Source organism: Duganella sp. GW821-FHT01E12, assembly GCF_059422325.1.
Map to the genome: position 1 here is coordinate 169,104 of NZ_JBWKWR010000005.1, position 24,643 is coordinate 193,746.

Here is a 24,643-nt window from a genome sequence, read left to right on the forward strand (position 1 = left end):
ATTGCCCTCCCCGCTCTCAATACGGCATCCCCTCAATATATGCCGTGGCTGAAAGAGATCAAGCCATCAAAGCCAAGCTCCTTGATCCGGGTTAAAACAAATTCAGCAGCCGGCGTTGGCGCCGGAGGCCAGGGTGCGGACGGCTTTGGAGATGTCGGCGGCAATGCGGGTGACGGCGCGGCGGTGGCCGGCCACCAGCGCGTCGTAGCCGCCGCTCACCGTTTCGTTGGCGACGCTGCGGCAGGTCAGCACCTTGGTGCTGCCGACCAGCCGCACGCTCCACACCGCGTCGATCAGCGCGTACTTGCCAGGCGCGGATTCGAAGCGCTGCACGTTGGTGCTGATGCGGTAGACCGGCGCACCGTCCGCAGTCGGCGTGCGGAACACGTCCACCGTCCCCAGCTCGCCGGTGATCGCCAGCGACAGCGCCTGGCCGATCTCCGACGCCGGCATCGCCGACCAGCGCTCGTGCTCCAGCAGGTCCACGCGCCCCGCTTCGCTGCTGACCACCAATTGGTAACGCGCCACCTGCTGCGGCACCGTCACCGCAGGCAGCTCGATGTAGTAGCCGGGCGACGCGGCCACAGTCGCCGGCACGCCCATGCCGTTACTCAGGCTGTAGAAATTCTCCGGCGGCGCGGCGGCGCAGCCGGCCAGCAGCAGCGCGGCCGCCATGGCCAGCGCGGTTGGATAGCGCATCATTTCGGTTCTCCCTTGGTATCCTGCTTGCTCGTCTTCCCGCGCAACAGCGATTCGGGATGACGCTCCACATAATCCGACAGCGCGTTCAACGATTGCAGCGTTTGCGTCAACTGCTGCAAGGCCTCGCGCAGGTCGGACTGCACCGGCGAATCCTTCTGCAGCAGCTGGTTGGCTTCGCCGAAGGTCTTGCGGGCCGCGCCCAGCGTGTCCTTCATCTCCGGCACTACCTGCGCATCGAGCTGCTTGAACAGCACGTTGGCGCTCTTCAGCGTGTCGCGCAGGTTGTTGCCGATCTCGCCGAACGGCACCTGATCCAGCTTGCGCGCGATGCTGGCGATCTGCGTCTGCAGCTCGTCAAGGCTGTTCGGCACCGTCGGCACCTCCAGCGGATACTGCGCCACATCCAGCTTGGCCGGCGGCGCATTCGGGAAGAAGTCCAGCGCCACGTACAGCTGACCGGTGAGCAGGTTCCCGGTGCGCAGCTGGCCGCGCAGGCCGCGCGCAACCAGGCGCTCCAGCACTATCGGCCCGGCGTTGCGATCCTGGTCGCTGGCGACGGACTGCTGGAAGCTGCGGCCCAGGCGTGCCGGGTACATGTCCACCGTCACCGGCATGCGGAAGGTCTTCTTCACCGGATCGAACTCCACCCCGACCGAGCGCACTTCGCCGAGCACGATGCCACGGAAGTCCACCGGCGCCCCGGGCGACAGGCCGCGCAGCGACTGGTCGAAGTACAGCACCGTGGTGATCGGCACGCCGTCCGGCTCGCGCAGCGCGTTGGACTGGTCGGAGGCCAGCGGGAAGTCGGTGCCGGGGGCCGCCTGCTGGTCCGGTTTCTGGCCGCTCATGGTCTCGAAGGCGATGCCGCCCACCAGCAAGGCCGCCAGCGACTGCGTGTTGACCTTGAAGCCGTTCGAATCGAGCCGCACGTCGACGCCGCTGGCATGCCACCAGCGCGTGTTCTTGCCGACATACTGGTCGTACGGCGCGCTGACGAACACGGTCATCTTCACGCCGCGTCCCTTCTCGTCCAGATCGAAGCCGACCACCTGCCCGACCTGGATGCGGCGGTAGAAGATCGGCGAGCCGACGTCGATGGAGCCGAGGCTCTCGCCGTGCAGCGTGAACTTGGTGCCCTTTTCATCGCCGGCCACCTGCGGCGGCTTTTCCAGTCCGGTGAACTCTTCCTTCACTTCCGCCGACTTGCCGGCGTCGACGCCAATGTAGGCGCCCGACAGCAAGGTGCTCAGGCCGGAGACGCCGCTCGCGCCCACACGCGGACGCACCACCCAGAACCGCGTATCGGCGGCGGTGAAGCGCTTGGCCTCCTTGCTCATGTCGATCATGACCAGCACCTTGGACAGATCGCGCGACAGCGTGATCGTGCGCACCAGCCCTATGTCCACGTCCTTGTATTTGACCTTGGTCTTGCCCGGCTCCAGCCCGTCCGCGCTGCGGAAGCTCACCGTCACCGTCGGCCCCTGGTCCATCACCGACTTGGCCACCAGCGCCAGGCCGATCAACGCCGCCAGCAAAGGGATCAGCCACACCAGCGAAGGTAGCCAGCGATTGGCCTTCTCCACTCTCGGCTCGGGCAACGGCGGTGCGCCGCTTTCGTTTTCAGGCATGGTTCTCTCCATTTGAATCGATCGGATCCCAGATCAGGCGCGGGTCGAACTGCATCGACGCCAGCATCGTCAGCACCACCACCGCGCAAAACGCCAGCGCGCCGGGACCGGCGGTGATGGTGGCCAGCGACTGGAAGCGCACCAGCGCCACCGTCAGGGTGATCACAAAAATATCAAGCATCGACCAGCGGCCGACGAACTCCACGATCCGGTACAACATCGTGCGCTGCAAGGGGCGCCAGCGCGAGCGCCGCTGCGCCGTCAACGCCAGCAGCGACAGCGCCGCCAGCTTCAGCACCGGCACCACGATGCTGGCGATGAAGATGATCGCCGCCAGCGCCGGCGAGCCGCTGGTCCAGAAGTAGACCACGCCGCTGATGATGGTGTCGTCCTCCTTGCCGAACAGCGAGTGCGTGTACATCACCGGCAGCAGGTTGGCGGGAATATAGAGGATGGTGGCCGCCAGCAGGAAGGCCCAGGTGCGGCCCACGCTGTCGGGACGGCGCCGGTGCAGCGCGGCGCCGCAGCGCGCGCAATGCTGGTGCGTGGCCGCCTGGTGCTGCGCCACCAGGCCGCAGCTGTGGCAGGCGGCAAGGCGTGCATGCGGCGTGTAGCGGAACTCCGCCTGCGCGGGACGGCGTGGCCCCGGCAGGTGCTCGCCGATATTCCACAACATCTGCGGATCGAAGGACGTGACGATGGCCAGCATCAGCGTCAACGCGCCGAACGCGAACAGGCCCGGTTGCACCACCACCTGCGCCAGGCTGGTCATCTTGACGATGGTGATCAGGATGCCGATCATCAGCACCTCCGTCATGCCCCAGCGGCGCGCAGCGGCGACCGCGCGCAGCAGATGGTCGAAGCCGTGCGGACGCACGCCGCTGCGCAGCGCCAGCGTTACGTACAGCAGCGCGCCCAGTTCCACCGCCGGCAGCACCACCGTGAACAGGCTCACGATCACCGCCACCACCTGCATCTGCTCCGTCCACAGCACGCGGATCGCGCCGGACAAGGTGGCGCTGGATGTGTAGCCGCCCACGGCCAGTTCAACGATGGGGCAAAACTGGGCAATCAGGAAGGTGAAGATGGCGCACAGGGTGATGGCCGCCATGCGGTTGACGTCCGAATGGATGCCGCGATAGAGGATGGACCGGCAGCGCACACATCGCGCCTTCTCGCGCGGCAGCACCGGACGGCGGCGATGCAGCACGCCGCAATCGTGACAGCTGATCAAATCGTATCGATGCACAGGGTGGCCGTTTGGTCAATAATGGCCATATCATACGACAATCCACCACTGCCGCGTGGCGGCGCGCATCGGCTATGATGGAGCCATGTTTCGCCTCCAGTCCACCATCCTGATCGCCGCAACGCTGGCCGTAGCAGGGAACGCGCACGCGCAGGCCGGCGCGGAGCTGGTATTCGGCACCTCGCACGACGAGAATTCGCCGCTCTTCCTTTACGCCAGCGCATACCTCCAGGAGTTGTGCACCGAAGGCGGACAACGCTGCACGTTACAACGCCTGCCAGGACGCCGCGCGGAAACGATGCTCGCCGCCGGCAGCATCGTCGGAGAAATAGGCCGCGTCAAGAACTACATCCTGAAGCATCCGGACTACGTGCGCCTCGACGAACCCTTCGTCGTCTCGCACACGCGCATCTTCACCCGCGCCGACAAGGGCATTACGAGTTGGGCGACGCTGGCGAAAAACGCCAGAACGGTCAGCTACAAGCGAGGCGTCTATCTGTACCAGCAACGGTTGGAGGCGCTGCAGCCGGCGGTCCAGCCGCATGACGTGCAGAGCGAGTCCGCCTGCCTGCAAATGGTGCTGTCCGCGCGCGACGACGCCTGCGTATTCGACGACGGCGGCATCAGTACCGAGGCCAGGCCGCTGCTGGCGCAAGGGCACAGCAGCGCCTCGGTGGAGGACCTGCCGCTGTACATCTACCTTGGGAAGGACAGCGCCGCGTTGGCGCCCGCGCTGTCGGACGCCGCCAGGCGGTTGGCGGCGCGCGGCGTACCGGGCCGGCTGCACCGCAAATTCTACGAGGCGCGCTAGCCTACTTGATGCTGGTGTTGAGTTCCTGGAAGTCCGCCGTCTTCCCCAGCGACTGCCAGGTGGCCAGCAGATTGGCCGGCGGCGCGATCAGCTTGCGGGCCGCCAGATCGAGCCAGCCGCCGGTGCTGGTCACGCGCGCGGCCAGCTTGCCGTCGGCGCGGATGATGTCGGTGCTGAGCGACCAGCGGCTGCCGTCCGCCGACAGGCCGGCCACGCCCAGCGTGACGGTGATCTCTTCGAGCAGCATCACTTCCTTGAAGTAGGCGATTTCGTCCTTCATCACCACCGGGCCGATATTGAGGCGCATGAACTCACTCATGGGGAAGCCGTTCTCCGACAGGAACAGCATGCGCACATCGCCCGCCTTGTCCAGGAAGGCCGTGTTGCGCATATGGCTGTTGAAGTCCATATCGCCCCAGCCGGCCATCATCTTCTTCTCAAACATCTCACTCTCCAAGGAAATCCAGAAGCGTGCATGCTACCACCTTGGTCGCCTTGCGCAGGTCTTCCAGCAGCAGGCGCTCGTCGGCCTTCTTGGCGTTGGACTCGGGCACCGTGCGCGGGCCGGCGCCGTACAACACCGCCGGAATGCCATGTTCGCCGTACAGGCGCGCATCCGCATACAGCGGCGTGCCCTGCGCCGGGATCTTCTCGCCGATGAAGGTTTGCGCGTTCTGCTGCAGGCTCGCCACCAGCTTCTCCGTGCCCGGCTGCTCGCGCAGCGCGTGCGACAGCAGCAGGCGCTTGATCTCGATGCGGATGCCGGGCTGCCCTTCCACCGCCTTTTCGATCAGCGCGCGCACTTGCGCTTCCACCACCACCGGGTCTTCTTCGGGGATCATGCGGCGGTCCATCTTCAGCACCACTTTGCCCGGCACCACGTTGGTGTTGGTGCCGCCGTCGATGCGGCCCACCAGCATGGTCGGCGAATCGATGCCGGGGATTTTCGATTTGACCTTCTTCAGCTCCGGCAGCTGGTCGTAGATCGCGTTCAGGATGCGTGTGGCCGCCTGCAGCGCATCGTGGCCGGTCTCCGGCATCGCGCCGTGGCCGGACTTGCCGTGCACCGTGATCTCCAGCTGCAGGCAGGCGTTGTGCGCGGTGACGATGTTGTAGCTGAAGCCCGCCGCGATGACGAAGTCCGGCTTGGTCAGCTTCTGCTCCAGCAGCCAACCGGGACCCAGCAGGCCGCCGAATTCCTCGTCGTAGGTGAAGTGCAGTTCCAGCCCGCCCTTGAGCGGCACACCCAGCGCCTCCAGCGCGCGCGTGGCGAAGATGTAGGTGGCGAAGTCGCACTTGGAGACAGCCGCCGCGCGGCCGTAGATGTAGCCATTTACCACCACGCCGCCGTATGGCGGATAGGTCCAGTTGTCGCCCGGAGGCACCACGTCGCCGTGGGCGTTGAGCGCCACCGTCGGGCCGCCTTTTTGATAAGGGCGGCGCACGATCAGGTTGGTGATGGTCTCCATGCCATAGTCGTGAACCACCTGCGCCGGCACGGCGTGCTTCTCGGCGGTCCAGCCAAAGGCCTTGACCAGGTCGGCCACCAGGTCCGCATGCGGCGCGTTGTTGCCGGGCGGGGTATCGGTCGGCACGCGCAGCAACTGCTGCAGTACGCCGACTTCCTCATCGAAGTGCGCGTCGATCCATTGCGCCAGTTGTTCCTTGTTCGTCGTCATGGCTGTTCTCTCACTTGGCGCCGGATTCGAACCAGGCCGCGATCTGCGCCCGTTCGGCATCCGTCATATTGGTCAGGTTCGCAAGCGGCATGGCTTTGAGCTGCACCGATTGCTTGTAGATTTTTTCCGCGTTCTGATGCACCTGCTCCGCGCTGTCGAGCATCACGCCAGCGGGCGCCGTCGCAAAGCCGGCCTGCGAAGGATGCGCGGAGTGGCAGGCCACACAGCGCTGGTCGATGACGGTCTTCACCTTGGCGAATTGGGCCGCCGGATCGGCCGCAGCAGCCGTCGCCACAGGACGCGGCGGCGCGATCGCCACCGCCACGCCGATCAGCAGCGCCACGCCGAGCGCCGGATAGCGCCACTCCACGCGGCCCTTGTGGCGCAGGTTGAAGAAGTGGCGAATGAACACGCCAGCCGCCATGATGAAGGCCAGCACCAGCCAGGCGTGGTCGTTCCGGTAGGTCATCGCGTAGTGGTTGCTGATCATGATGAACAGCACCGGCAGCGTGAAGTAGTTATTGTGGACGCTGCGCTGCTTGGCCTTCTGGCCGTGCACAGGATCAGGCAGGCGGCCGGCCGACATGGCCTCCACCATCTTGCGCTGGCCGGGAATAATCAGCATCAGCACATTGCCGACCATGATGGTGCCGATCAGCGCACCGACGTGGATGTAGGCTGCGCGGCCGCTGAGCACATGCGTGAGTCCATACGCGGCGCCGACGATCAGCGCGAACACCACCACGCCGAACCACAGATCGCGCTTGCCCAGCGGGGAGCGGCACAGCAGGTCGTACACGGTCCAGCCGACGACCAGTGTGCCGACGCCGATGCCGATCGCCTGCCAGCTGCCGATATCTGCCACCGATTTATCGATCATCATCGCCTGCGCGTTGAAGTAGTAGGCGATGGTCAGCAGCGCGATGCCGGACATCCAGGTTGTGTAGGCCTCCCATTTGAACCAGTGCAGCTCTTTCGGCAGTTCGGCCGGCGCCACCAGGTATTTTTGCGGGTTGTAGAAACCGCCGCCGTGCACCGCCCACAGTTCGCCGGACACGCCCTTCTTCGCCAGCTCCGAACCGGGAGCGGGCGGACGGATCGAGTTATCCAGCCAGACGAAGTAGAACGAGGCGCCGATCCAGGCGATGCCGGTGATGACGTGCAGCCAGCGCACGATCAGGTTCAGCCACTCAAGGCCGTACGGGATCAGATAGGCGAATAATTCCATGGGTGCTTTCAGGGTAAAGAGTGTGGCTAATTTACAGAAGATAAACGGATTTGGCGCCGACCACATGAACATTAGAGTATATTAAACATATCCGATTCCGTATAACAGAAATACTCACATGGCCGCCCTGCCGCAACACCTGGATCTGCATCTGATCCGCATCCTCTACCTGCTGCTGGTTGAGAAGAACGTCTCACGCGTCGCCCTCAAACTGAATCAGCCGCAGCCCTCGATCTCCGCCTCGCTGCGCAAGCTGCGCGAGCTGACCGGCGATCCGCTGCTGGTGCGCGGCGCGCGCGGCATGGTGCCGACCCAGCACGGCGAGAGCCTGCTGATTCCGGCCAAGCGCATCCTCGACGAAACCGAGAACCTGTTCCTGAAGAAGACGCCCTTCGTGCCGCAGAACGAAGCGCGCACCTTCCACATCGCCGCGCCGGATTACCTGGACAGCCAGTTCCTGCCCAACCTGGTGGCGATGCTGCGGCGCGGATCGCCCAACAGCCGCGTGAAGATCCACAGCCTGGGGCCGGGCGTGGACTACGTGCGCCTGCTGTCGGATGGCGACATGGACCTGGTCATCGCCAACTGGGACGAGCCGCCCGAGCACCTGCACATGTCCAAGCTGTTCGAAGACCCAATCATCTGCGTGATGCGCTCCGACTGCCCATACGCGCTGCGCACCGGCAGCGAGGACATGACGCTGGGCGACTACCTGTCGCTACCCCACGTGGCGCCGACGCAGATCCTGCCCGGCTACCACGGCGTCATCGACGACTTCCTGGAGCGCCAGGGCCTGCAGCGCAACGTCGCCGTGGAATCGGCCTACTTCGGCCTTATCCCCTACATGCTCACGCAGACGGACCTCGTGCTGACCACCGGCCGCCAGTTCGTGCGCTACTACGAGCGCAATATGCCTTTGAAGACGTACACGGTGCCGGTCAAGTTCCCGGCGATGCGCTTCTACCAGCTGTGGCACGAGCGCGTGCACCAAGCGCCGGAGCACAAATGGCTACGCGAGCAGGTCTCGACGGCGGCCAAATCGCTGGGGAAGTAAATGCGGTAAAAGTGATAATATTGGCATTCTTTACATTACAAGGAAAACAAGATGCCCATATCGCGATACGCTTTGCTGCTCGGGGTTTTCGGGCTTTCATATCTCGCGCAAGGCGCGGCACAGGCAAGCACCGACCATCCCGCCCAACTGAGCGACATCCAAGGCCTGACCAACAGCACCTTCCCAGCAACCTACCAGTTCCAGGCTCGCGGCAGCGGCGCCATGAGCTTTGTAACGTATCCCATGGGCGAATCCACCAAGAGCTTCGTTCAGGTTGGCCTGAGCAGTGGCGCCGATCCACAGCAGGCGATGATTGCGCCGTTGTCCGACCCCTACGCCACCGAGCCGATGCGATTTTATGGCTTCAGTATTTTCCTGCCCTCCGACTGGAATTTTGACTCCAGCCCAGTGACGGTCGCGCGTATCGCATCGAACAATCCGGCTCTACCACCGCCGTTGGCTCTGGTTGTCGATGCTCACGATTTGAAGATCGTATTGAACGCCAACCATCGCGATCCAGCGAGCAGCGAACCGCCAACCGCGGCCAACACGCAGACGCGCAGCTTCGTGCTCTCGCCCGCGGTCAAAGGCCAATGGCACTGCGTGGTGATCAAGGCTCGCTGGAGCGGTAATATCCGCGATGGAGAAACCCATATCTGGGTGAATGGCCAGGCAACCGCCGCCTATGACGCAGTGCGGACTCATAACAGCTACCAAGGCGCCGTGTTGATGCCACAAGTCGGGCTGAGTACGGAGGCCAACGCGCAAGCCACGCCGCGCACGGCGGTGGTCGACGCCGTCATTCTCGGCAACAGCACATCCTATCCTGCCTTCCTTCAAAAATACATGCCTTGCCCAATCTCCGCACAATGAGGACACAGACCATGACCACCGCTCGAATCCTCCTGTCCCTGCTGGCACTATCCGCAGCAAGTGCGGCGCACGCCCAGTTCGATACAGTCCTGGGGGGCACCATTGATACCGATGTCTCCAACCCGGCACCGCCGGCCACCATGAAGGACGCGATTACCTACTACTCGACCGCCGGAAATCTACGCCACATCAACGACGTCTACTCGTTCAGCTCAGAAGGCGGCGGGCAGCTCACCTGGACCGATGATTTCGCAGGCAAAGCCCAAGCAGGGCATAAAGTATTCAAACTGCAGGTGTTCCGCCCTGAAGTAACCGTCACGCCGGATGGCAAGGCCGTCGTGTCGCGCGCCGAAGTCGTGCCAAGGTTTGATTATATTAAGACAGGGGTTCGCTGGTACGCCATCAGCGTGTTTGTCCCTCAAGAATGGCAATTCAACGATCTCGAAATGATAGTCGGGCAGCTGCACACCAGCCAGAACCAAGCTATCTTGTCGCCGCCGGCGGCACTGTTCATCCAAGGCAAATACCTGAAGCTGTCATTGCATGCCAGCGAGCTGTCGGATAGTGTGACGGTTCAGCCGCATCTGGAGAAACTCACCTCGTCAGAGCAGACGATCCGCCTCGCGCAAATTGACCAGCCCGAGGCCAGAAACAAGTGGTACTGCTTCGTCATGCGGGCAGACTGGTCGCCAACGCCAGGCGTTGGTGCGTTCAAGCTTTGGATGAACGGGGTTCTGAAATATCAAGCCGAAAACGCGTTCAATTCATACACGACCTGGCTGGGCAATTATCCGAAGGCCGGCCTGTATGTTCCAGGCACAACGGGCATGCCCGATAGTCAAACGATCTATACGGACTATATCTATATGGCGGGCGCCGCGACCTCGGCAAAGTCGGAGCTGGAAGCGAAGACACCATGCGGAGTGACACCGGATTAGCGTAGCCACTGTCTGGTAGCCACCGTTTAGTCCAGTCGCGGTTACACTAAGCGCCATGACTACACTTTCCGAATTAAACAGCTGCGACGCCGCCACCTTCACCGACCGCCTGCGCGGCATCTACGAGCACTCGCCGTGGATACCGGAACGGGCGGCGGCCGGGCGGCCTTTCGCCAACACCACCGCGCTCAAGCTGGCCTTGCAGGCGGTCGTCAGCTCTGCTTCGCTGGACGAGCAACTGGGCCTGATCCGCGCCCACCCCGAGTTGGCCGGCAAGGCCGCCGTCGCGGGACAGTTGACGGCCGAATCCACCAACGAGCAAGCCAAGTCCGGCCTGCACCTGTGCAGCGCCGAGGAATTCGCCATGCTGCACCAGTTGAACGCGGACTACAACGCCAAGTTCGGATTCCCGTTCATCCTCGCCGTCAAAGGCCCGGATGGACAGGGGCTCACGCGCCGCGCCATCATCGCCACCTTCACGCGCCGGCTGAAGAACCAGCGCGCCGACGAAATCGCCGAGTGCCTGCGCCAGATTAAACGCATCGCCGAACTGCGCCTGAACGACCTGCTGGGCGTGACGCTGGACTTCGGCCCCACGATCATGCAGTGGTGCGAGACCATAGCCGCGTGGAGCGACACCGACAACAGCGCCAACGCGGACTTCGACCTGACCTGCGCCTACATGACGCCAGCACACCGCAAGACCGCCGCGCAGCTGCTGGACTGGATGAGCGAAGCGGGCATGGACGCGCACATCGACGCCGTCGGCAACGTCGTCGGCGTCTACCGCTCGGACGCTCCGGGCGCGAAAACGCTGATGACAGGCTCGCACTACGATACGGTGCGCAACGGCGGCAAGTACGACGGCCGCCTGGGCATCCTGCTACCGATCGCCATCGTGCGCCACCTGCATCAGCGCGGCGAAAAGCTGCCCTTCCATTTCGAGATCGTCGGTTTCGCCGAGGAGGAAGGCGTGCGCTTCAAGAGCACTTTCCTGGGCAGTAACGCGGTCACTGGCCGCTTCGACCTGACGCTGCTGGACCAGACCGACGCCGACGGCATCACCATGCGCGACGCGCTGCTGGCCGCCGGCCATGACGTGGCGCGCATTCCCGGCATCGCGCGTGATCCGGCGCAGTTGCTGGGCTTTGTGGAAGTCCATATCGAACAAGGCCCGGTGCTGCTGGAGCGCGACCTGGCGCTGGGCGTGGTGACGGCGATCGCCGGCAGCTCGCGCTACCTGGTCGAGCTGACCGGCCTGGCCAGCCACGCAGGCACCACGCCGATGACGATGCGCAGGGATGCGGCGGCGGCGGCGGCGGAGATCGTGCTGCTGGTCGAACGCCGTTGCGCGCAGGGCGAATCGCTGGTCGGCACGGTGGGCCAGTTGCAGGTTCCCGGCGGCTCGGTCAACGTGATCCCCGGTGCGTGCAAGCTGTCGCTCGATATCCGCGCCGCCGACGACGCGGTGCGGCTGGCGGCGGTGAAGGATGTGTTGGACGGCATCGCGGCGATCTGCGCGCGGCGCCAGGTGGAGGTGAGCTGGCAGCAGATCGTCAACGCCTCGGCCGCGCCATGCGCACCGCGTTTGATGCGGCAGTTCGGCGCCGCCATCGAGCGCGCCGGCTTGCCGCGCTTCGACCTGCTGTCCGGCGCGGGTCACGATGCGATGGCGATGGCCGCGATCACCGACGTGGCCATGCTGTTCACGCGCTGCGGCAACGGCGGCATCAGCCACAATCCGCTGGAGACGATGACGGCGGATGATGCCGACATCGCCGCCCAGGTGCTGCTGGACTTCCTGCGCAGCTACGCCTGATTGCCGGCCGCCGGTGCGCGCCGCCGGCAAAGTTCGGCCAGGGCGGCGGCCACTTCAGCGATCACCGGCGCCCAGCCGCCGCCCTCGGGCTGACGGAACAGGCGCGTGGATGGATACCACTGCGTATCGCTGCGCTCCGTCATCCAACGCCAGTCGCAGCGATAGTCGGGCAGCAGCAGCCAGCACGGCTTGCCCATGGCGCCGGCCAGGTGCGCCACCGCCGTGTCCACGCTGATGACCAGATCGAGGTTGGCAATGACGGCCGCCGTATCGGCGAAGTCGCGCAGCTGGGAGCCGATAGCCTGAAGCGTCATGCCATCAGGTGGGGCTATTGCCTCGTCTTCGCCGGGCCCTTTTTGCAGGCTGACGAAATGCGCTTGCATGGCGGCTAGCGGCGACAGGGTTTGCAAAGACGGCAGCGAACGATCCGCGTCGTTCTCGAAATCCGGATTGCCCTTCCACGCCAGACCGATGCGCAAGCCCTGCGCCGGCAGTTGGGCGGCCCAATGCCGCACCAGATCCGGCTCCGCTGCGAGATAGGGGACCGCCGCAGCGCTGCACTGTGCGGGAAGGCGCATTGGATGCGTCCAGTAGTCCCAGCCATCGGCCGGCACCGCATCATCCAGCGCATACACCTCATCGACGCCGCCCGCCGTGGCGAACAGACGCTTTAACGGCGCGTGGCATATCACGGCGACGCGCGCGGCACCGCGCTCCTTCAGCGCCGGCGCGTAGCGGCAGAAGTGGATCATGTCCCCCTGCCCCGCCTCCAGCATGATCACGATGGACTTGCCCGGCAGCGCCTCGCCCTCCCAGCGTGGACAGGCGAAGGAATGCGTGAAGGAGTCGAACTGCCAGCGCGCCTCCAGCAGCGGCCAGCCTTCTTCAAACCGGCCCTGGCGCAGCAGCACGTAGGCCAGGTTGAAGCGCGTCCGCGCATGGCCGGGGTCCAGCGCAAGCGCGCGGCGGTAGCATTGCTCGGCCTCCCGTTCGCGCTTGACGCAGGCAAGCAGCACGCCCAGCTGGCTCCATGCCGACGGCGAGTCCGGCGCCAGCTCCACCGCCGCGCGCGCAGCCGCTTCCGCTTCACCGAAGCGCTTCGCCCTCAAGAGCAGCACGCCGAGATTCTGGTAGAGTTGCGCATGATCGGGCATCAGCGCCAGCGCCCGTCGATAATGGAACTCTGCCTCCGCGAGCGCACCTTGCCGCTCCTTCAGGTATCCGAGGTTGGCGCGCGCCGCGCCGTGCATGGGTTCCAGCACCAGCGCCTGCAAGTAGCAGTCCTCCGCTGCGGCGAAATCGCCGGCGGCCATGTGGTGGTTTGCATCGAGGTAGGCTTGCTGCGGATCTGAATGCATTAATTTACAGGCTGGCGATTAGCGCCAACAGTTCGGGTTCTGGCAGCGGCTTGCTGAACAAATAGCCTTGATAATACTGGCATCCTTCGGCGATGACAAAATCGAGCTGCTCCCGCGTCTCCACGCCCTCGGCCAGCACCGACATGTTCAGGGCCTTGCCCAGCGAGACGATGATGCGGACGATGGCGGCGCCGCTGTCCTCCCTGGCGGCGCCCCATATGAAAGAACGGTCTATCTTCAGCTGATCCAGCGGCAGCCGGTGCAGATACGACAGCGACGAGTAGCCGGTGCCGAAATCGTCCAGCGCGAAGCTGACGCCGGCGGCGCGCAGGCGCTGCATCTTCTCGACCGTGCCCTCGACATCCTTTAGCAGCAGGCTTTCCGTCAGTTCGAGCCGCAGCCTGTCGGCGCGCGCGCCGGTTTGCGCCAACGTCTCCAGCACATGCTCGACGAAGTCCGTCCGGTGGAACTGCGAGGCGCTGACGTTGACCGCCATCTCCAACCCTGCCGTGCGCGTATCGCCGGCCCAAGACGCCAGCCGCTGGCAGGCCTCAATCATCACCCAACGCCCCAACGGCAGGATCAGGTTCGACTCCTCCGCCACCGGTATGAACTCGGCGGGCGGCACCAGTCCGCGCTGTGGATGCCTCCAGCGTACCAGCGCTTCCGCGCCGGCCATGGCGCCGTCCACGCACATCAACGGCTGGTAGTGCAGCACGAATTCGCCGTTGCCCAGCGCACGCCGCATGTCCGCCTCCAGCACCGCCCGCGCGCTCACTCTGGCCTGCATCGCCGGATCGAAGAAGGCGACGGTGTTGCGTCCCGAAGCCTTGGCCTGGTACATGGCCAGGTCGGCGCGTCTCAGGACGTCGTCCACGCTGCCACTGGCGCCGTTGAAGAGCGTCACGCCGATGCTGGGCGTACTGTATTGGTCCAGGCCCTCGATCCCGAACGGTTCGCCAAACGCGCGGATGATCTTGAGCGCGATTTCCTGCGCGGCGGCGGCGGCGTCGTTCTCGGTTGCGCCCAGATCCTCCAGCAGCACGATGAACTCGTCGCCGCCGAAGCGGGCCACCGTATCGCAGCCGCGCACTGCTGCGCGCAACCGGGCAGCGGCCATCTGCAGCAGCATGTCGCCCTTGTCGTGGCCGCGCGTGTCGTTGATGATCTTGAAGTTATCCAGGTCGATGAAGAGCATCGCACCCAGGTGGCCCAACGACAGCGCGTGGCCGACGCGGTCCAGCAGCAATTGCCGGTTCGGCAAGCCGGTCAGCATGTCGTAGAAGGCCATGCTGTGGATCTGCGCCTCGGCGGCCTTGCGTTCGCTGATGTCGCGGAAGTAGATCGTCAGGCCGTCCTCCGACGGATAGGCGCGGATCTCGGTCCACAGGTCGAGCGGCACATAATGCTCCTCGAACGCAACGGCACTGTTGGTCTCCACCGCCTGGTGGTAGGCGCGGTGGTATGGGCCGTCGACCGCTTCAGGGAATACCAGCCACACGTTCCGGCCCATTACCTCCGGGCGCCGCACCTGCAGCAGGCGCTCCGCATTGCCATTCATGTAGCGGATATTCCAGCTACGGTCCAGCATCAGGACCGCATCGGAGATGCTTTCCAGCGTGACCGCAGGGCAGCCTGACTCCGGCGCCGCCTGGGATTGAGGTGGTTCTAGCATGTTGGAAGCCGGGAGAGCATGACGCGTTCTAGTTGGCTGGATAGCCTGTCACTAGTCAGTATGCTCTCCGGCCGGACGACGGTCAAACGATACGGGCGCGCTCCAGCATCGCATGCAACAGAACGTTGCAGCCAGCCTCCAGATGCTCGGACTTGGCGTCCTCGATTTCGTTATGGCTGATGCCATCCTTGCAAGGCACGAAGATCATGCCCGCTGGCGCCAGGCGCGCCGCGTAGATCGCATCGTGGCCCGCACCGGAGACCACGTCCATGGTCGAATATCCCAGCTTGGCGGTGGCGTTGCGCACCGCATTCACGCACTCCGGGTGGAACGGGCATGGCGGATAGTACGACACGCGCTCGATCGAAATCTTCAAGCCGGTTTCGCTGCGGGTCTTGTCGATAAAGGCCAACATCTCCTCGTGCATGGTGTTGAGCAGTTCATCGTTCACGTTGCGCAGATCGATGCTGAATTTGACTTCGCCCGGTATCACGTTGCGGCTGTTCGGGAACACCTGCACCATGCCCACTGTGCCGCGACCATACGGCGGATAGCGGTTGGCGATGGCCACCACCTCCTGCATGATTTTGGTGGACACCTGCAGCGCGTCCTTGCGCAGGCCCATGGGCGTGGGGCCGGCGTGTGCTTCCATGCCGCTCACCACGCAGTCGTACCAGGACAGGCCCATCACCGCAGGCACCACGCCGATCACCTTGTCGGCGTCTTCCAGCACCGGCCCTTGTTCGATATGGGTTTCGAAGTAGGCGCCGATCGGATGGTCGCCCGGCACCTGGGTGCCCTTGTAGCCGATGCGCGCCAGCTCGTCGCCGACGGTCTTGCCCTCGGTGTCCTTGGCGGCGTAGGCCGTCTCCAGGCTGAAGGCGCCGCAGAACACGCCGGAACCCATCATCACCGGCACGAAGCGCGAGCCTTCCTCGTTGGTCCAGAAGGCGACTTCGATCGGCGCCTCGGTCTTGATCTTCAAATCGTTCAGCGTGCGCACGACTTCCAGGCCGGCCAGCACGCCGTAGTTGCCGTCGAATTTACCGCCGGTGGGCTGGGTGTCGATATGACTGCCGGTCATCACCGGAGGCAGCGCGTTGTTGGTGCCGTCGCGGCGCATGAAGACATTGCCGATCTGATCGACCGTGATCGACATGCCGGCGGCCTTGCCCCAGCCGACCACCAGGTCGCGGCCCTGCTTGTCCAGGTCCGTGAGGGCCAGGCGCTTGACGCCGCCCTTGGCGGTGGCGCCTATTTGTGCCAGTTCCATCAGCGCCGTCCACAGACGGTCGCCATTGATGCGCAATTCGCTCATTACCCTGCTCCTCTTTGATTAACGCGCCGACATCGGCTTGAACGCCGGCCGGTCGATATGACGGCCCGCGCCCTCCACCGCCATCAGCACGCCGCGATGGAACACCACGTTGCCGGCGGCCAGCGTGGTGCTCGGGATGCCGCGCACGGTGCGGCCTTCGAATACGTTAAAGCCGCCCTTGGCGAACTGCGTCAGCGACGATATGGTGCGGCTGCCTTCCGGGTCCCATACCACGATGTCGGCATCGGCGCCGACGGCGATCACGCCCTTGCGCGGATACATATTGAAAATCTGCGCCGCGTTGGTCGACGTCACCTTGACGAATTCCGACGGCGTGAGCAAGCCGGTGTTGACGCCGGCATCCCACACCACGGACATGCGGTCTTCAACGCCGCCGCAGCCGTTGGGGATCTTGGTGAAATCGTCCTTGCCTGCGGCCTTCTGCTCGGCGCAGAAGGTGCAGTGGTCGGTCGCGGTGGTGTGCAGGTTGCCGCCTTGCAGACCATGCCACAACGCGGCCTGATGGTGCTTGCTGCGGAACGGAGGGCTCATCACATGGCCCGCCGCGTAATCCAGGTCCTCGCTCTGGTACACGCTGTCGTCGATGACCAGGTGGCCGGCCAGCGCCTCGCCATACACGCGCTGCCCGTTGGCGCGCGCGCGGGTGATGGCCTCCAGCGATTCAGCGCAGGAGACGTGGACAATGTACACCGGAGTGTTGAGCACATTGGCGATCGCGATGGCGCGGTTGGCCGCCTCCGCTTCCACTGCCGGTGGGCGCGACAACGGATGTGAACTTGGACCAGTCATGCCCTTCTTCAGCAAGTCCTGCTGCAGCTGATAAACCAGTTCGCCGTTCTCCGCATGCACGGTCGGAATCGCGCCCAGTTCCAGCGAGCGGCGGAAGCTTTTCACCAGCGTCTCGTCGTCGGCCATGATGGCGTTCTTGTACGCCATGAAGTGCTTGAAGCTGTTGACGCCATGATCGCGCACCAGGATGCCCATGTCGCGGTGCACCGTCTCGTCCCACCAGGTGATCGCCACGTGGAAGGTGTAGTCGCCGGCCGCCTTCTGCGCCCAGCCGCGCCACTGGTGATAGGCGTCGAGCAGGTTCTGTCTCGGCGCCGGTATCACAAAGTCCATGATGGTGGTGGTGCCACCAGCCAGGCCGGCGGCGGTGCCGGTATAGAAGTCGTCCTGCGTCACGGTGCCCATGAAGGGCAGGTTCATGTGGGTGTGCGTGTCTATCCCGCCCGGCATCACGTACTGGCCGCTGGCGTCGATCACCTTGGCCGATGCCGGCGCTTCCAGATTGTCGCCGACGGCGACGATCTTGTCGCCAAAGCACAGCACATCGGCACGAAAAGCGCGATCGGCATTAACGACGGTGCCGCCGCGGATGATAGTTGTCATAGACGTCTCCTGAATCTTCTTTAGGGATGAGCGGCCCGTATCGCAGGCACTGCCTTGCCCTTCATCATAACCCCATACACCAGCGCGGAAATAGCGATTCCGACAAACCAGGCGTAGGTGTAAATCGTTTTGAACCCGGACGCCACATCCTGGAAGGATGCAGGGAATGCGGCGTTGAGGAAGCCAGGAATATTGGGCAGCACGCCGGCCACGAAGGCCACCAGCGCAGCCATGTTCCAGCCATTGCCATATGAGTACTGGCCATCCTCGCGATACAGCTCGCCGACATTGAGCTCGGTCTTGCGCACCAGGTAGTAGTCGACGATCAGGATGCCGGCGATGGGGCCCAACAGCGCCGAGTATCCGATCAGCCACGTGAAGATGTAGCCCTGCGTCGACTCAAGTATCTTCCAGGGCATCATCAGGATCGCGATGGCGGCGGTGATGTAGCCGCCCACCTTGTACGAAATCTGCTTCGGCGCCAGCGAAGAAAAATCGTAGGCCGGGCCGACCAGGTTCGCGGCCAGGTTGACGGAGACGGTGTCGATCAACAGGATCAGCAACGCGATCAGCACGGCGGCGCCGGTCATGCGGGCGGACAGGTCGACCGGATCCCAGATCGCCTTGCCGTACAAGACCACCGTTGCCGAGGTGACGATCACCGCCATCATCGCCAGCAAGCCCATAGGCACCGGCAGGCCGACCGACTGGCCCAGCACCTGGTCGCGCTGCGATTTGGCGAAGCGGGTAAAGTCCGGAATGTTCAGCGCCAGCGTGGCCCAGAAGCCGACCATCGCCGTCAGCGAAGGCCAGAAGGTGGACCAGAACTGGCCGGCCTTCTTGCCGCCTTCAACGAACTGCGACGGCGCCGACAGCAGGTCACCAAAGCCGCCGGCCTTGTTGTAGACCCATCCCAGCAACACGAAGCAGATCAGGATCTTCAGCGGCGCGGTATAGGTTTCCAGCTTGCGGATCGCATCCATGCCATGCACGATATACCAGAACTGCACGCCCCAGAAAGCCAAAAAGCACAGCAGCTGCGCGCCGTTGATGCCCAGGCCCGCGATCTTGGCGCCGCCGATTTCGCCGCCCATCATCACGCCGAGCAGCGTGTAGATCATCTGCCCGCCGAACCAGGTCTGGATGCCGTACCAGCCGCAGGCGACGATGGCGCGCATCAGCGCCGGCAGACGCGCGCCGGCGGTGCCGAACGACGAGCGGGCCAGCACCGCGTACGGAATGCCGTACTTGGTGCCGGCATGGCCGATCAACAGCATCGGCAGCAAAACGATAGCGTTCGCGAGGAACACCGTGAGCACGGCCTGGTAGCCGGACATGCCCCCTTCAATCAAACTGGCGGACAGCGTGTAGGCCGGTATGCACATCACCATGCCGACCCACAGGGCGGCGAAGTGATACCAGCGCCAGGTACGTTGCGCCGCCGTGGTCGGGGCCAGGTCTTCGTTCCAGAGTTGCGTGCTGCCAGAGAGTTCTTTGCTCACGGGGCTTTCTCCAAAGGGTTATGTATCCTTCTATCGCTGCAAGTTCCGTACCCAATACCGTTTATACTGTTTCCGCCGCCTTGACGTTCTCCGCGCGCGGGTTGCGCGGGTCCTGAGTCCAGTTCATGTATGGCTTGCCTGTCTTCTGCGGCACCATCGTGATGCAGCCCTGCACCGGGCAGGTGATTTCACACAGGTTGCAGCCCACGCATTCCTCCTTGATCACCTCATACGTGCGCGTGCCGGTGGCCGCGTCGATCAGCTGCGCGATCGACTGGTGCGAGGTATCCTCGCAGGCCACGTAGCAACGGCCGCACTTGATGCAGTCGTCCTGGTTGATCTGCGCGATCACCTGATAGTTCATGTCCAGGTACTTCCAGTCCGTCGTATTCGGCACCGCCTTGCCGACGAATTCGCTGATGCTCTTGTAGCCCTTCTCGTCCATCCAGCGCGACAGGCCGTCCTTCATCTCTTCGACAATGCGGAAGCCATGCAGCATGGCCGCGGTGCAGACCTGCACGCAGCCCGAACCCAGCGCCATGAACTCGGCCGCGTCGCGCCAGTTGCCGATGCCGCCGATGCCGGAAATCGGCAAGCCCCTGGTCTGCGGATCGCGCGCGATCTCGGCCACCATGTTCAGCGCGATCGGCTTGACCGCCGAACCGCAGTAACCACCATGGGTGCTGGCGCCGCCCACGATGGGGAAGGCCACCATCTGGTCCAGGTCCAGGTGCGTGATTGAGTTGATGGTATTGATCAGCGAGACCGCATCCGCGCCGCCCGCCTTGGCCGCGCGCGCCGGTGCGCGCACATCGGTGATGTTTGGTGTGAGCTTGACGATGACCGGCAGCTTGGAGTGCGTCTTGCACCAGCGCGTGACCATCTCCACGTATTCCGGCACCTGGCCCACGGCCGCGCCCATGCCGCGTTCCGGCATGCCGTGCGGGCAGCCGAAATTGAGCTCGATGCCGTCGGCGCCGGTGGCTTCCACTTTCGGCAGGATGTCGGCCCACAGTTTTTCTTCGCACGGCAGCATCAGCGAAACGATGATCACGCGATCCGGCCAGTCCTTCTTCACCTGCGTGATTTCGGTCAGGTTGATTTCCAGCGAGCGGTCGGTAATCAGCTCGATGTTGTTGAAGCCGATGACTTCGCGGTTCTTGCCATAGTGCGCGGAGTAGCGCGACGACACGTTGACGGCGGCAGGGTCCTCGCCCAGCGTTTTCCACACCACGCCGCCCCAACCCGCCTCGAATGCGCGCACCACGTTGTAGGCCTTGTCGGTCGGCGGCGCGGAGGCCAGCCAGAACGGGTTGATGGACTTGATGCCGCAGAATTCTATGCTCAGGTCAGCCATTATGCAGCCTCCTTCAGACCGTTGATATCTTGGTGAATGGCGTGTGCCGCCAGTTTTCCGTGCTGTACCGCCTGCACGGTCAGGTCCTGTCCGGGCGCCACACAGTCGCCGCCGGCGTAGATGCGCGGCAGGACTGTGCGGAACTGATCATCGACGTGGATTTTGTCGCCGTCGCGTTTCAGCGTTTTCGCCAGTGGATCACTGATGCTCTTTTCGTCCAGGCCCTGACCGATGGCTTTGAAGATCGCGTCGGCCGCGATCTCGAAAGTCTCGCCGGTGCCGGCCAGACGGCCGTTGACGATCGCGGTTTTCTCGAAGCGCATGCCGCGCACGCGGCCCGCATCGTCCAGCAGCACCTGCTGCGGCTGGGCCCAGGTGCGCATGCGGACCTGATTTTCCTTCGCGATGTGTTGTTCGTGTTCGGTGGCGCTCATCGCGTCGAAGCCGCGCCGGTACACCAGCGTGACCTCGTCCGCGCCCAGGCGTTGGATCTGCACCGCCATGTCGATGGCGGTATTGCCGGCGCCGATGACAATGGCGCGCGCAGGCAGCGGCAGCTTGCTCAAGTCATCGGCCTGGCGCAGCGCGGCGATGTAGTCGACGGCGGCCAGCAGACCGGGGGCGTCCTCGCCGGTCAGGCCAAGCTGCTTGCTGGCGCCCAGGCCCAGGCCGAGGAACACGGCGTCGTACTGCGCGTGCAGGTCCTTCAGCTGCAGGTTGCCGCCCAGTGTCTGCCCATGTTTGATCTCGATGCCGCCGATTTGCAGCAGGAAGTCGACTTCCTTCTGCGCGAAGTTATCGGTCAGCTTGTACTTGGCGATGCCGTATTCATTCAGACCGCCGGATTTTTCCTTGGCTTCGTAGATCACCACGTCGTTGCCCAGCATCGCCAGGCGGTGCGCGCACGACAGGCCGGCGGGGCCCGCGCCGACCACGGCGATCTTCTTGCCGGTGGAGGCGGCGCGCTTGAACGGATGCTCGGTGATGGTCATGTTGTCGATGGCGTAGCGCTGCAGCAGGCCGATTTTCACCGGCTGGCCTTCTGCGTCGTGGTTGCGCACGCAGGCGTCTTCGCACAGGATCTCGGTGGGGCAGACGCGCGAGCAGCTGCCGCCCAGGATGTTCTGCTTCAGGATGCCGACGGCGGCGCCGTTGATGTTCTCATCGTGGATATTGCGGATGAAACTGGCGACGTCGATTTCGGACGGGCAGATGCGCGTGCACGGCGCGTCGTAGCAATACAGGCAGCGCGAGCTTTCGATCGCGGCCTGGCGCGCGTTCAGCGCGGGTGCCAGGTCGGTGAAGTGTTCCGCCAGTGCGGCATTGGCTTCCTTCGGCTGGGGCATGTATTTGAGAGATTCGATCATCATACGATTTCCTGGCTAACGTGGTGGCGATTACTTCATCTGAGGGAATGCAAATTCTGCGCCAGCGCTTGCGGTGTTCGGCCAGCGCTGCATCACCGCCTTGTGGCGCGTGTAGAAGCGCACACCCTCGGGACCATATGCGTGATGGTCGCCGAACAGGCTGCGCTTCCATCCGCCGAAACTGTTGAAGGCCATCGGCACCGGCAACGGCACGTTCACACCCACCATGCCGACCTGTATCTGCCGCACGAACTCGCGCGCCACGCCGCCGTCGCGCGTGTAGATCGCCACGCCGTTGCCGTACTCGTTACGGTTGATCAGCTCCACCGCGCTGCCCACATCGGGCGAGCGCAGCATGCACAGCACGGGGCCGAAAATCTCTTCCTTGTAGATCGTCATATCCGGCGTGACGTGATCGAACAACGTGCCGCCGATGAAGAAGCCGTTCTCGCGTCCCGCCACGACATGGTTGCGGCCATCGACCACCAGTTTCGCGCCCTGCTCCACGCCCTCGCCGATCAAGCGCTCTATACGCTGCTTGGCCGCGCTGGAAACGACCGGCCCCATTTCCGCATCCGAAGCCATACCGTCGCGCACTTTCAGTGCGGCGGTGCGCTTTGCCAGTGCGTCGACGATCTTGTCGCCCGCGTCGCCGACCGCCACCACCACGGAGATCGCCATGCAGCGCTCACCGGCCGAGCCATAGGCCGCGCCCATCAGCGCATCGACGGTCATCTCCATGTCCGCATCCGGCATGACGACCATGTGATTCTTGGCGCCGCCCAAGGCCTGCACGCGCTTGCCCGCCGCGCAGCCGCGCGCGTAGATGTATTCTGCGATCGGCGTCGAGCCGACGAAGCTTACCGCTTGCACCACCGGATGGTCGAGCAGCGCGTCGACGGTGACCTTGTCGCCCTGGATGACGTTGAACACGCCGTCCGGCAAACCGGCCTCCTTCAGCAGCCGCGCATGCAGCAGCGACGGCGACGGATCGCGCTCGGAAGGCTTGAGAACAAAGGTATTCCCGCATGCCAGCGCGACGGGGAACATCCACATCGGCACCATCACCGGGAAGTTGAACGGCGTGATGCCGGCCACCACGCCCAGCGCCTGGCGCATCGACCACGCGTCGATGCCGCGTGAAATCTGGTCGGTGAATTCGCCCTTCAGCATCTGCGGAATGCCGACCGCGAATTCCACCATCTCGATGCCGCGCGCCACTTCGCCCTGCGCGTCGGCAAAGGTCTTGCCGTGTTCACGCGTCAGCATCGCCGCGAATTCGTCGGTGTGCTGCTGGCACAGTTGCAGGTATTTGAACAGAACACGGGCGCGCGTCAGCGGCGGCGTGGCGGACCACGCCGGAAAAGCTTTTTCCGCCGCGCGCACGGCGGCATCGACTTCCTCCGTCGTCCCCAGGGCAACCCTGGCCACCGGCTCGCCCAGCGCGGGATTGAACACGTCCGCATAGCGGCCGCTTTGCGTATCGACTTTACTGCCGTTGATGTAGTGGGTGATGGTGTCCAGGTCGCTCATGATCTTCTTTCAAATTTCGGGATCAGCCCAGCAGGCTGTCCGCGTCAACATAGGTATAGCCAAGGCCGTGCGCCACCGCTTCGTAGGTGACGTGGCCGAGACAGACATTCAAACCGTTCTTCAAATGCGGATTGGCTTTCAGCGCTTTCTGCCAGCCCTTGTCGGCCAGCGCCAGCGCGTGGCCGATGGTTGCGTTGTTCAGCGCGAAGGTCGATGTGCGGGCGACCGCGCCCGGCATGTTGGCCACGCAGTAGTGGATCACGCCATCGACCACGTAGGTCGGCTTTTCATGTGTGGTGGCGTGCGAGGTTTCGAAGCATCCGCCCTGGTCGATGGCCACGTCCACCACCACCGCGCCAGGCTTCATGCGCGCTATCATTTCCTTGGTCACCAGCTTGGGCGCTGCCGCGCCGGGCACCAGCACGCCGCCGATCACCAGGTCCGCGTCCAGCACCGCTTCCTCGATCGAGTGCGCGTTCGAATACATGGTCGAGATGCGGTTGCCGTAGATGAGGTCCAGCTGGCGCAGACGGTCGATGTTCTTGTCCAAAATCGTCACGCGCGCGCCGATGCCGACCGCCATCTGCAAGGCATTGGTGCCGACCACACCGGCGCCGATGATGGCGATGTGGCCGGGCGCCACGCCAGGCACGCCGCCCAGCAGCAGTCCCATGCCGCCCTTGGATTTTTCAAGATGCGCGGCGCCGGCCTGTATCGACATGCGCCCCGCCACTTCGCTCATCGGCGCCAGCAGCGGCAAGCCGCCGTTGGCGCCGGTGATGGTTTCGTAGGCGATGCACACCGCGCCCGATTCCACCAGTGCCTTGGTCTGCTCCGGGTCCGGCGCCAGGTGCAGATAGGTGTACAGGATCTGGCCCTTGCGCAGCATCGCGCATTCTTCCGGCTGCGGCTCCTTCACCTTGACGATCATCTCGGCGCGGGCGAATATTTCGGCCGCCGCTTCGACGATGGTGGCGCCGGCGCCTTCATACATCGCATCGCTCAAGCCGATGGCGACACCGGCGTTTTTTTGTACAAGTACTTGATGACCACGCAATACGAGTTCCTTCACGCTGGCCGGGGTAAGGCCAACGCGGGACTCCTGGTTCTTGATCTCTTTTGGGACGCCTACCAGCATG

20 protein-coding genes are annotated in these 24,643 nt (G+C 64.1%); 5 read left to right on the top strand and 15 right to left on the bottom strand.

Annotated features, from left to right (window positions below):
* Window positions 1–102: 102 nt before the first annotated feature.
* The 3 genes from AC07WS_RS16525 to AC07WS_RS16535 are packed head-to-tail and all read right to left on the bottom strand — an operon-like array spanning window position 103 to window position 3,579.
* The gene (locus AC07WS_RS16525; protein ID WP_494730138.1) at window positions 103–702 is read right to left on the bottom strand and encodes a PqiC family protein; all 600 of its coding nucleotides are present in this window, start codon (window positions 700–702) and stop codon (window positions 103–105) included.
* On the bottom strand, window positions 699–2,330 hold the full coding sequence (locus tag AC07WS_RS16530; RefSeq protein ID WP_494730139.1) for a PqiB family protein: 1,632 nt from the start codon (window positions 2,328–2,330) through the stop codon (window positions 699–701). The genes AC07WS_RS16525 and AC07WS_RS16530 overlap by 4 nt, the downstream gene beginning before the upstream one ends.
* Entirely contained in the window at window positions 2,323–3,579 is a 1,257-nt protein-coding gene (locus AC07WS_RS16535) for a paraquat-inducible protein A (RefSeq protein WP_494730140.1), read from the bottom strand. Before AC07WS_RS16535 ends, AC07WS_RS16530 begins: the two co-directional genes overlap by 8 nt.
* A gap of 85 nt (window positions 3,580–3,664) precedes the next feature.
* Between AC07WS_RS16535 and AC07WS_RS16540 the strand changes: the two genes are divergently transcribed.
* On the top strand, window positions 3,665–4,390 hold the full coding sequence (locus tag AC07WS_RS16540; protein WP_494730141.1) for a substrate-binding periplasmic protein: 726 nt from the start codon (window positions 3,665–3,667) through the stop codon (window positions 4,388–4,390).
* 1 nt (window position 4,391) lies between these two features.
* Here AC07WS_RS16540 and AC07WS_RS16545 read toward each other — a convergent pair whose 3' ends face one another.
* From AC07WS_RS16545 to AC07WS_RS16555, 3 genes are read right to left on the bottom strand one after another with little or no spacing between them, the layout of a single operon-like run.
* Window positions 4,392–4,835, bottom strand: a complete 444-nt coding sequence (locus tag AC07WS_RS16545; protein WP_161095504.1) for a thioesterase family protein — start codon at window positions 4,833–4,835, stop codon at window positions 4,392–4,394.
* 1 nt (window position 4,836) lies between these two features.
* A complete protein-coding gene (locus AC07WS_RS16550; RefSeq protein WP_494730142.1) occupies window positions 4,837–6,069 on the bottom strand; it encodes a M20/M25/M40 family metallo-hydrolase in 1,233 nt (410 codons plus the stop codon).
* Window positions 6,070–6,079: 10 nt separating this feature from the next.
* Entirely contained in the window at window positions 6,080–7,297 is a 1,218-nt protein-coding gene (locus AC07WS_RS16555; RefSeq protein WP_494730143.1) for a urate hydroxylase PuuD, read from the bottom strand.
* A gap of 118 nt (window positions 7,298–7,415) precedes the next feature.
* On the opposite strand from AC07WS_RS16555, the gene AC07WS_RS16560 reads away from it, so the two are divergent.
* From AC07WS_RS16560 to AC07WS_RS16575, 4 genes are read left to right on the top strand one after another with little or no spacing between them, the layout of a single operon-like run.
* Window positions 7,416–8,351, top strand: a complete 936-nt coding sequence (locus tag AC07WS_RS16560; protein WP_494730144.1) for a LysR substrate-binding domain-containing protein — start codon at window positions 7,416–7,418, stop codon at window positions 8,349–8,351.
* 51 nt (window positions 8,352–8,402) lie between these two features.
* Complete coding sequence (locus AC07WS_RS16565) at window positions 8,403–9,224, top strand: heparin lyase I family protein (RefSeq protein ID WP_494730145.1); 822 nt, start codon at window positions 8,403–8,405, stop codon at window positions 9,222–9,224.
* Between the two features lie 11 nt (window positions 9,225–9,235).
* Window positions 9,236–10,162, top strand: a complete 927-nt coding sequence (locus AC07WS_RS16570; protein WP_494730146.1) for a heparin lyase I family protein — start codon at window positions 9,236–9,238, stop codon at window positions 10,160–10,162.
* Window positions 10,163–10,217: 55 nt separating this feature from the next.
* Window positions 10,218–11,981 (top strand): allantoate amidohydrolase, encoded by a 1,764-nt coding sequence (locus AC07WS_RS16575; protein WP_494730147.1) that lies wholly within the window; start codon window positions 10,218–10,220, stop codon window positions 11,979–11,981.
* Here AC07WS_RS16575 and AC07WS_RS16580 read toward each other — a convergent pair.
* The 9 genes from AC07WS_RS16580 to ald form a co-directional block, all read right to left on the bottom strand.
* Window positions 11,972–13,339: a tetratricopeptide repeat protein gene (locus tag AC07WS_RS16580; RefSeq protein WP_494730148.1), complete on the bottom strand. Its 1,368-nt coding sequence runs from the start codon at window positions 13,337–13,339 to the stop codon at window positions 11,972–11,974. The genes AC07WS_RS16575 and AC07WS_RS16580 overlap by 10 nt on opposite strands.
* 4 nt (window positions 13,340–13,343) lie before the next feature.
* Entirely contained in the window at window positions 13,344–15,014 is a 1,671-nt protein-coding gene (locus AC07WS_RS16585) for a putative bifunctional diguanylate cyclase/phosphodiesterase (RefSeq protein WP_494730149.1), read from the bottom strand.
* 82 nt (window positions 15,015–15,096) lie between these two features.
* Window positions 15,097–16,332, bottom strand: coding sequence for a Zn-dependent hydrolase (locus AC07WS_RS16590; RefSeq protein WP_494730150.1), 1,236 nt, complete (start codon window positions 16,330–16,332; stop codon window positions 15,097–15,099).
* Between the two features lie 18 nt (window positions 16,333–16,350).
* Entirely contained in the window at window positions 16,351–17,745 is a 1,395-nt protein-coding gene (hydA, locus tag AC07WS_RS16595; RefSeq protein WP_494730151.1) for a dihydropyrimidinase, read from the bottom strand.
* A gap of 20 nt (window positions 17,746–17,765) precedes the next feature.
* Window positions 17,766–19,247: an NCS1 family nucleobase:cation symporter-1 gene (locus tag AC07WS_RS16600; RefSeq protein ID WP_494730152.1), complete on the bottom strand. Its 1,482-nt coding sequence runs from the start codon at window positions 19,245–19,247 to the stop codon at window positions 17,766–17,768.
* A 61-nt stretch (window positions 19,248–19,308) separates the two neighbouring features.
* Entirely contained in the window at window positions 19,309–20,604 is a 1,296-nt protein-coding gene (gene preA / locus AC07WS_RS16605) for an NAD-dependent dihydropyrimidine dehydrogenase subunit PreA (RefSeq protein WP_494730153.1), read from the bottom strand.
* Window positions 20,604–21,974 (bottom strand): NAD(P)-dependent oxidoreductase, encoded by a 1,371-nt coding sequence (locus tag AC07WS_RS16610; RefSeq protein ID WP_494730154.1) that lies wholly within the window; start codon window positions 21,972–21,974, stop codon window positions 20,604–20,606. The genes preA and AC07WS_RS16610 overlap by 1 nt, the downstream gene beginning before the upstream one ends.
* Window positions 21,975–22,001: 27 nt before the next feature.
* Window positions 22,002–23,504, bottom strand: coding sequence for a CoA-acylating methylmalonate-semialdehyde dehydrogenase (locus AC07WS_RS16615; RefSeq protein ID WP_494730155.1), 1,503 nt, complete (start codon window positions 23,502–23,504; stop codon window positions 22,002–22,004).
* 22 nt (window positions 23,505–23,526) lie between these two features.
* Window positions 23,527–24,642, bottom strand: coding sequence for an alanine dehydrogenase (gene ald / locus AC07WS_RS16620; RefSeq protein ID WP_494730156.1), 1,116 nt, complete (start codon window positions 24,640–24,642; stop codon window positions 23,527–23,529).
* Between the last annotated feature and the right edge of the window lies 1 nt (window position 24,643).

What these genes read in the sequence shown, in the direction of transcription:
- AC07WS_RS16525 (WP_494730138.1), bottom strand. Translation starts at nt 702, where the DNA reads ATGATGCGCTATCCAACCGCGCTGGCCATGGCGGCCGCGCTGCTGCTG.
- AC07WS_RS16530 (WP_494730139.1), bottom strand. Translation starts at nt 2,330, where the DNA reads ATGCCTGAAAACGAAAGCGGCGCACCGCCGTTGCCCGAGCCGAGAGTG.
- AC07WS_RS16540 (WP_494730141.1), top strand. Translation starts at nt 3,665, where the DNA reads ATGTTTCGCCTCCAGTCCACCATCCTGATCGCCGCAACGCTGGCCGTA.
- AC07WS_RS16545 (WP_161095504.1), bottom strand. Translation starts at nt 4,835, where the DNA reads ATGTTTGAGAAGAAGATGATGGCCGGCTGGGGCGATATGGACTTCAAC.
- AC07WS_RS16550 (WP_494730142.1), bottom strand. Translation starts at nt 6,069, where the DNA reads ATGACGACGAACAAGGAACAACTGGCGCAATGGATCGACGCGCACTTC.
- AC07WS_RS16555 (WP_494730143.1), bottom strand. Translation starts at nt 7,297, where the DNA reads ATGGAATTATTCGCCTATCTGATCCCGTACGGCCTTGAGTGGCTGAAC.
- AC07WS_RS16560 (WP_494730144.1), top strand. Translation starts at nt 7,416, where the DNA reads ATGGCCGCCCTGCCGCAACACCTGGATCTGCATCTGATCCGCATCCTC.
- AC07WS_RS16565 (WP_494730145.1), top strand. Translation starts at nt 8,403, where the DNA reads ATGCCCATATCGCGATACGCTTTGCTGCTCGGGGTTTTCGGGCTTTCA.
- AC07WS_RS16570 (WP_494730146.1), top strand. Translation starts at nt 9,236, where the DNA reads ATGACCACCGCTCGAATCCTCCTGTCCCTGCTGGCACTATCCGCAGCA.
- AC07WS_RS16575 (WP_494730147.1), top strand. Translation starts at nt 10,218, where the DNA reads ATGACTACACTTTCCGAATTAAACAGCTGCGACGCCGCCACCTTCACC.
- AC07WS_RS16580 (WP_494730148.1), bottom strand. Translation starts at nt 13,339, where the DNA reads ATGCATTCAGATCCGCAGCAAGCCTACCTCGATGCAAACCACCACATG.
- AC07WS_RS16585 (WP_494730149.1), bottom strand. Translation starts at nt 15,014, where the DNA reads ATGCTAGAACCACCTCAATCCCAGGCGGCGCCGGAGTCAGGCTGCCCT.
- AC07WS_RS16590 (WP_494730150.1), bottom strand. Translation starts at nt 16,332, where the DNA reads ATGAGCGAATTGCGCATCAATGGCGACCGTCTGTGGACGGCGCTGATG.
- hydA (WP_494730151.1), bottom strand. Translation starts at nt 17,745, where the DNA reads ATGACAACTATCATCCGCGGCGGCACCGTCGTTAATGCCGATCGCGCT.
- preA (WP_494730153.1), bottom strand. Translation starts at nt 20,604, where the DNA reads ATGGCTGACCTGAGCATAGAATTCTGCGGCATCAAGTCCATCAACCCG.
- AC07WS_RS16610 (WP_494730154.1), bottom strand. Translation starts at nt 21,974, where the DNA reads ATGATGATCGAATCTCTCAAATACATGCCCCAGCCGAAGGAAGCCAAT.
- AC07WS_RS16615 (WP_494730155.1), bottom strand. Translation starts at nt 23,504, where the DNA reads ATGAGCGACCTGGACACCATCACCCACTACATCAACGGCAGTAAAGTC.
- ald (WP_494730156.1), bottom strand. Translation starts at nt 24,642, where the DNA reads ATGCTGGTAGGCGTCCCAAAAGAGATCAAGAACCAGGAGTCCCGCGTT.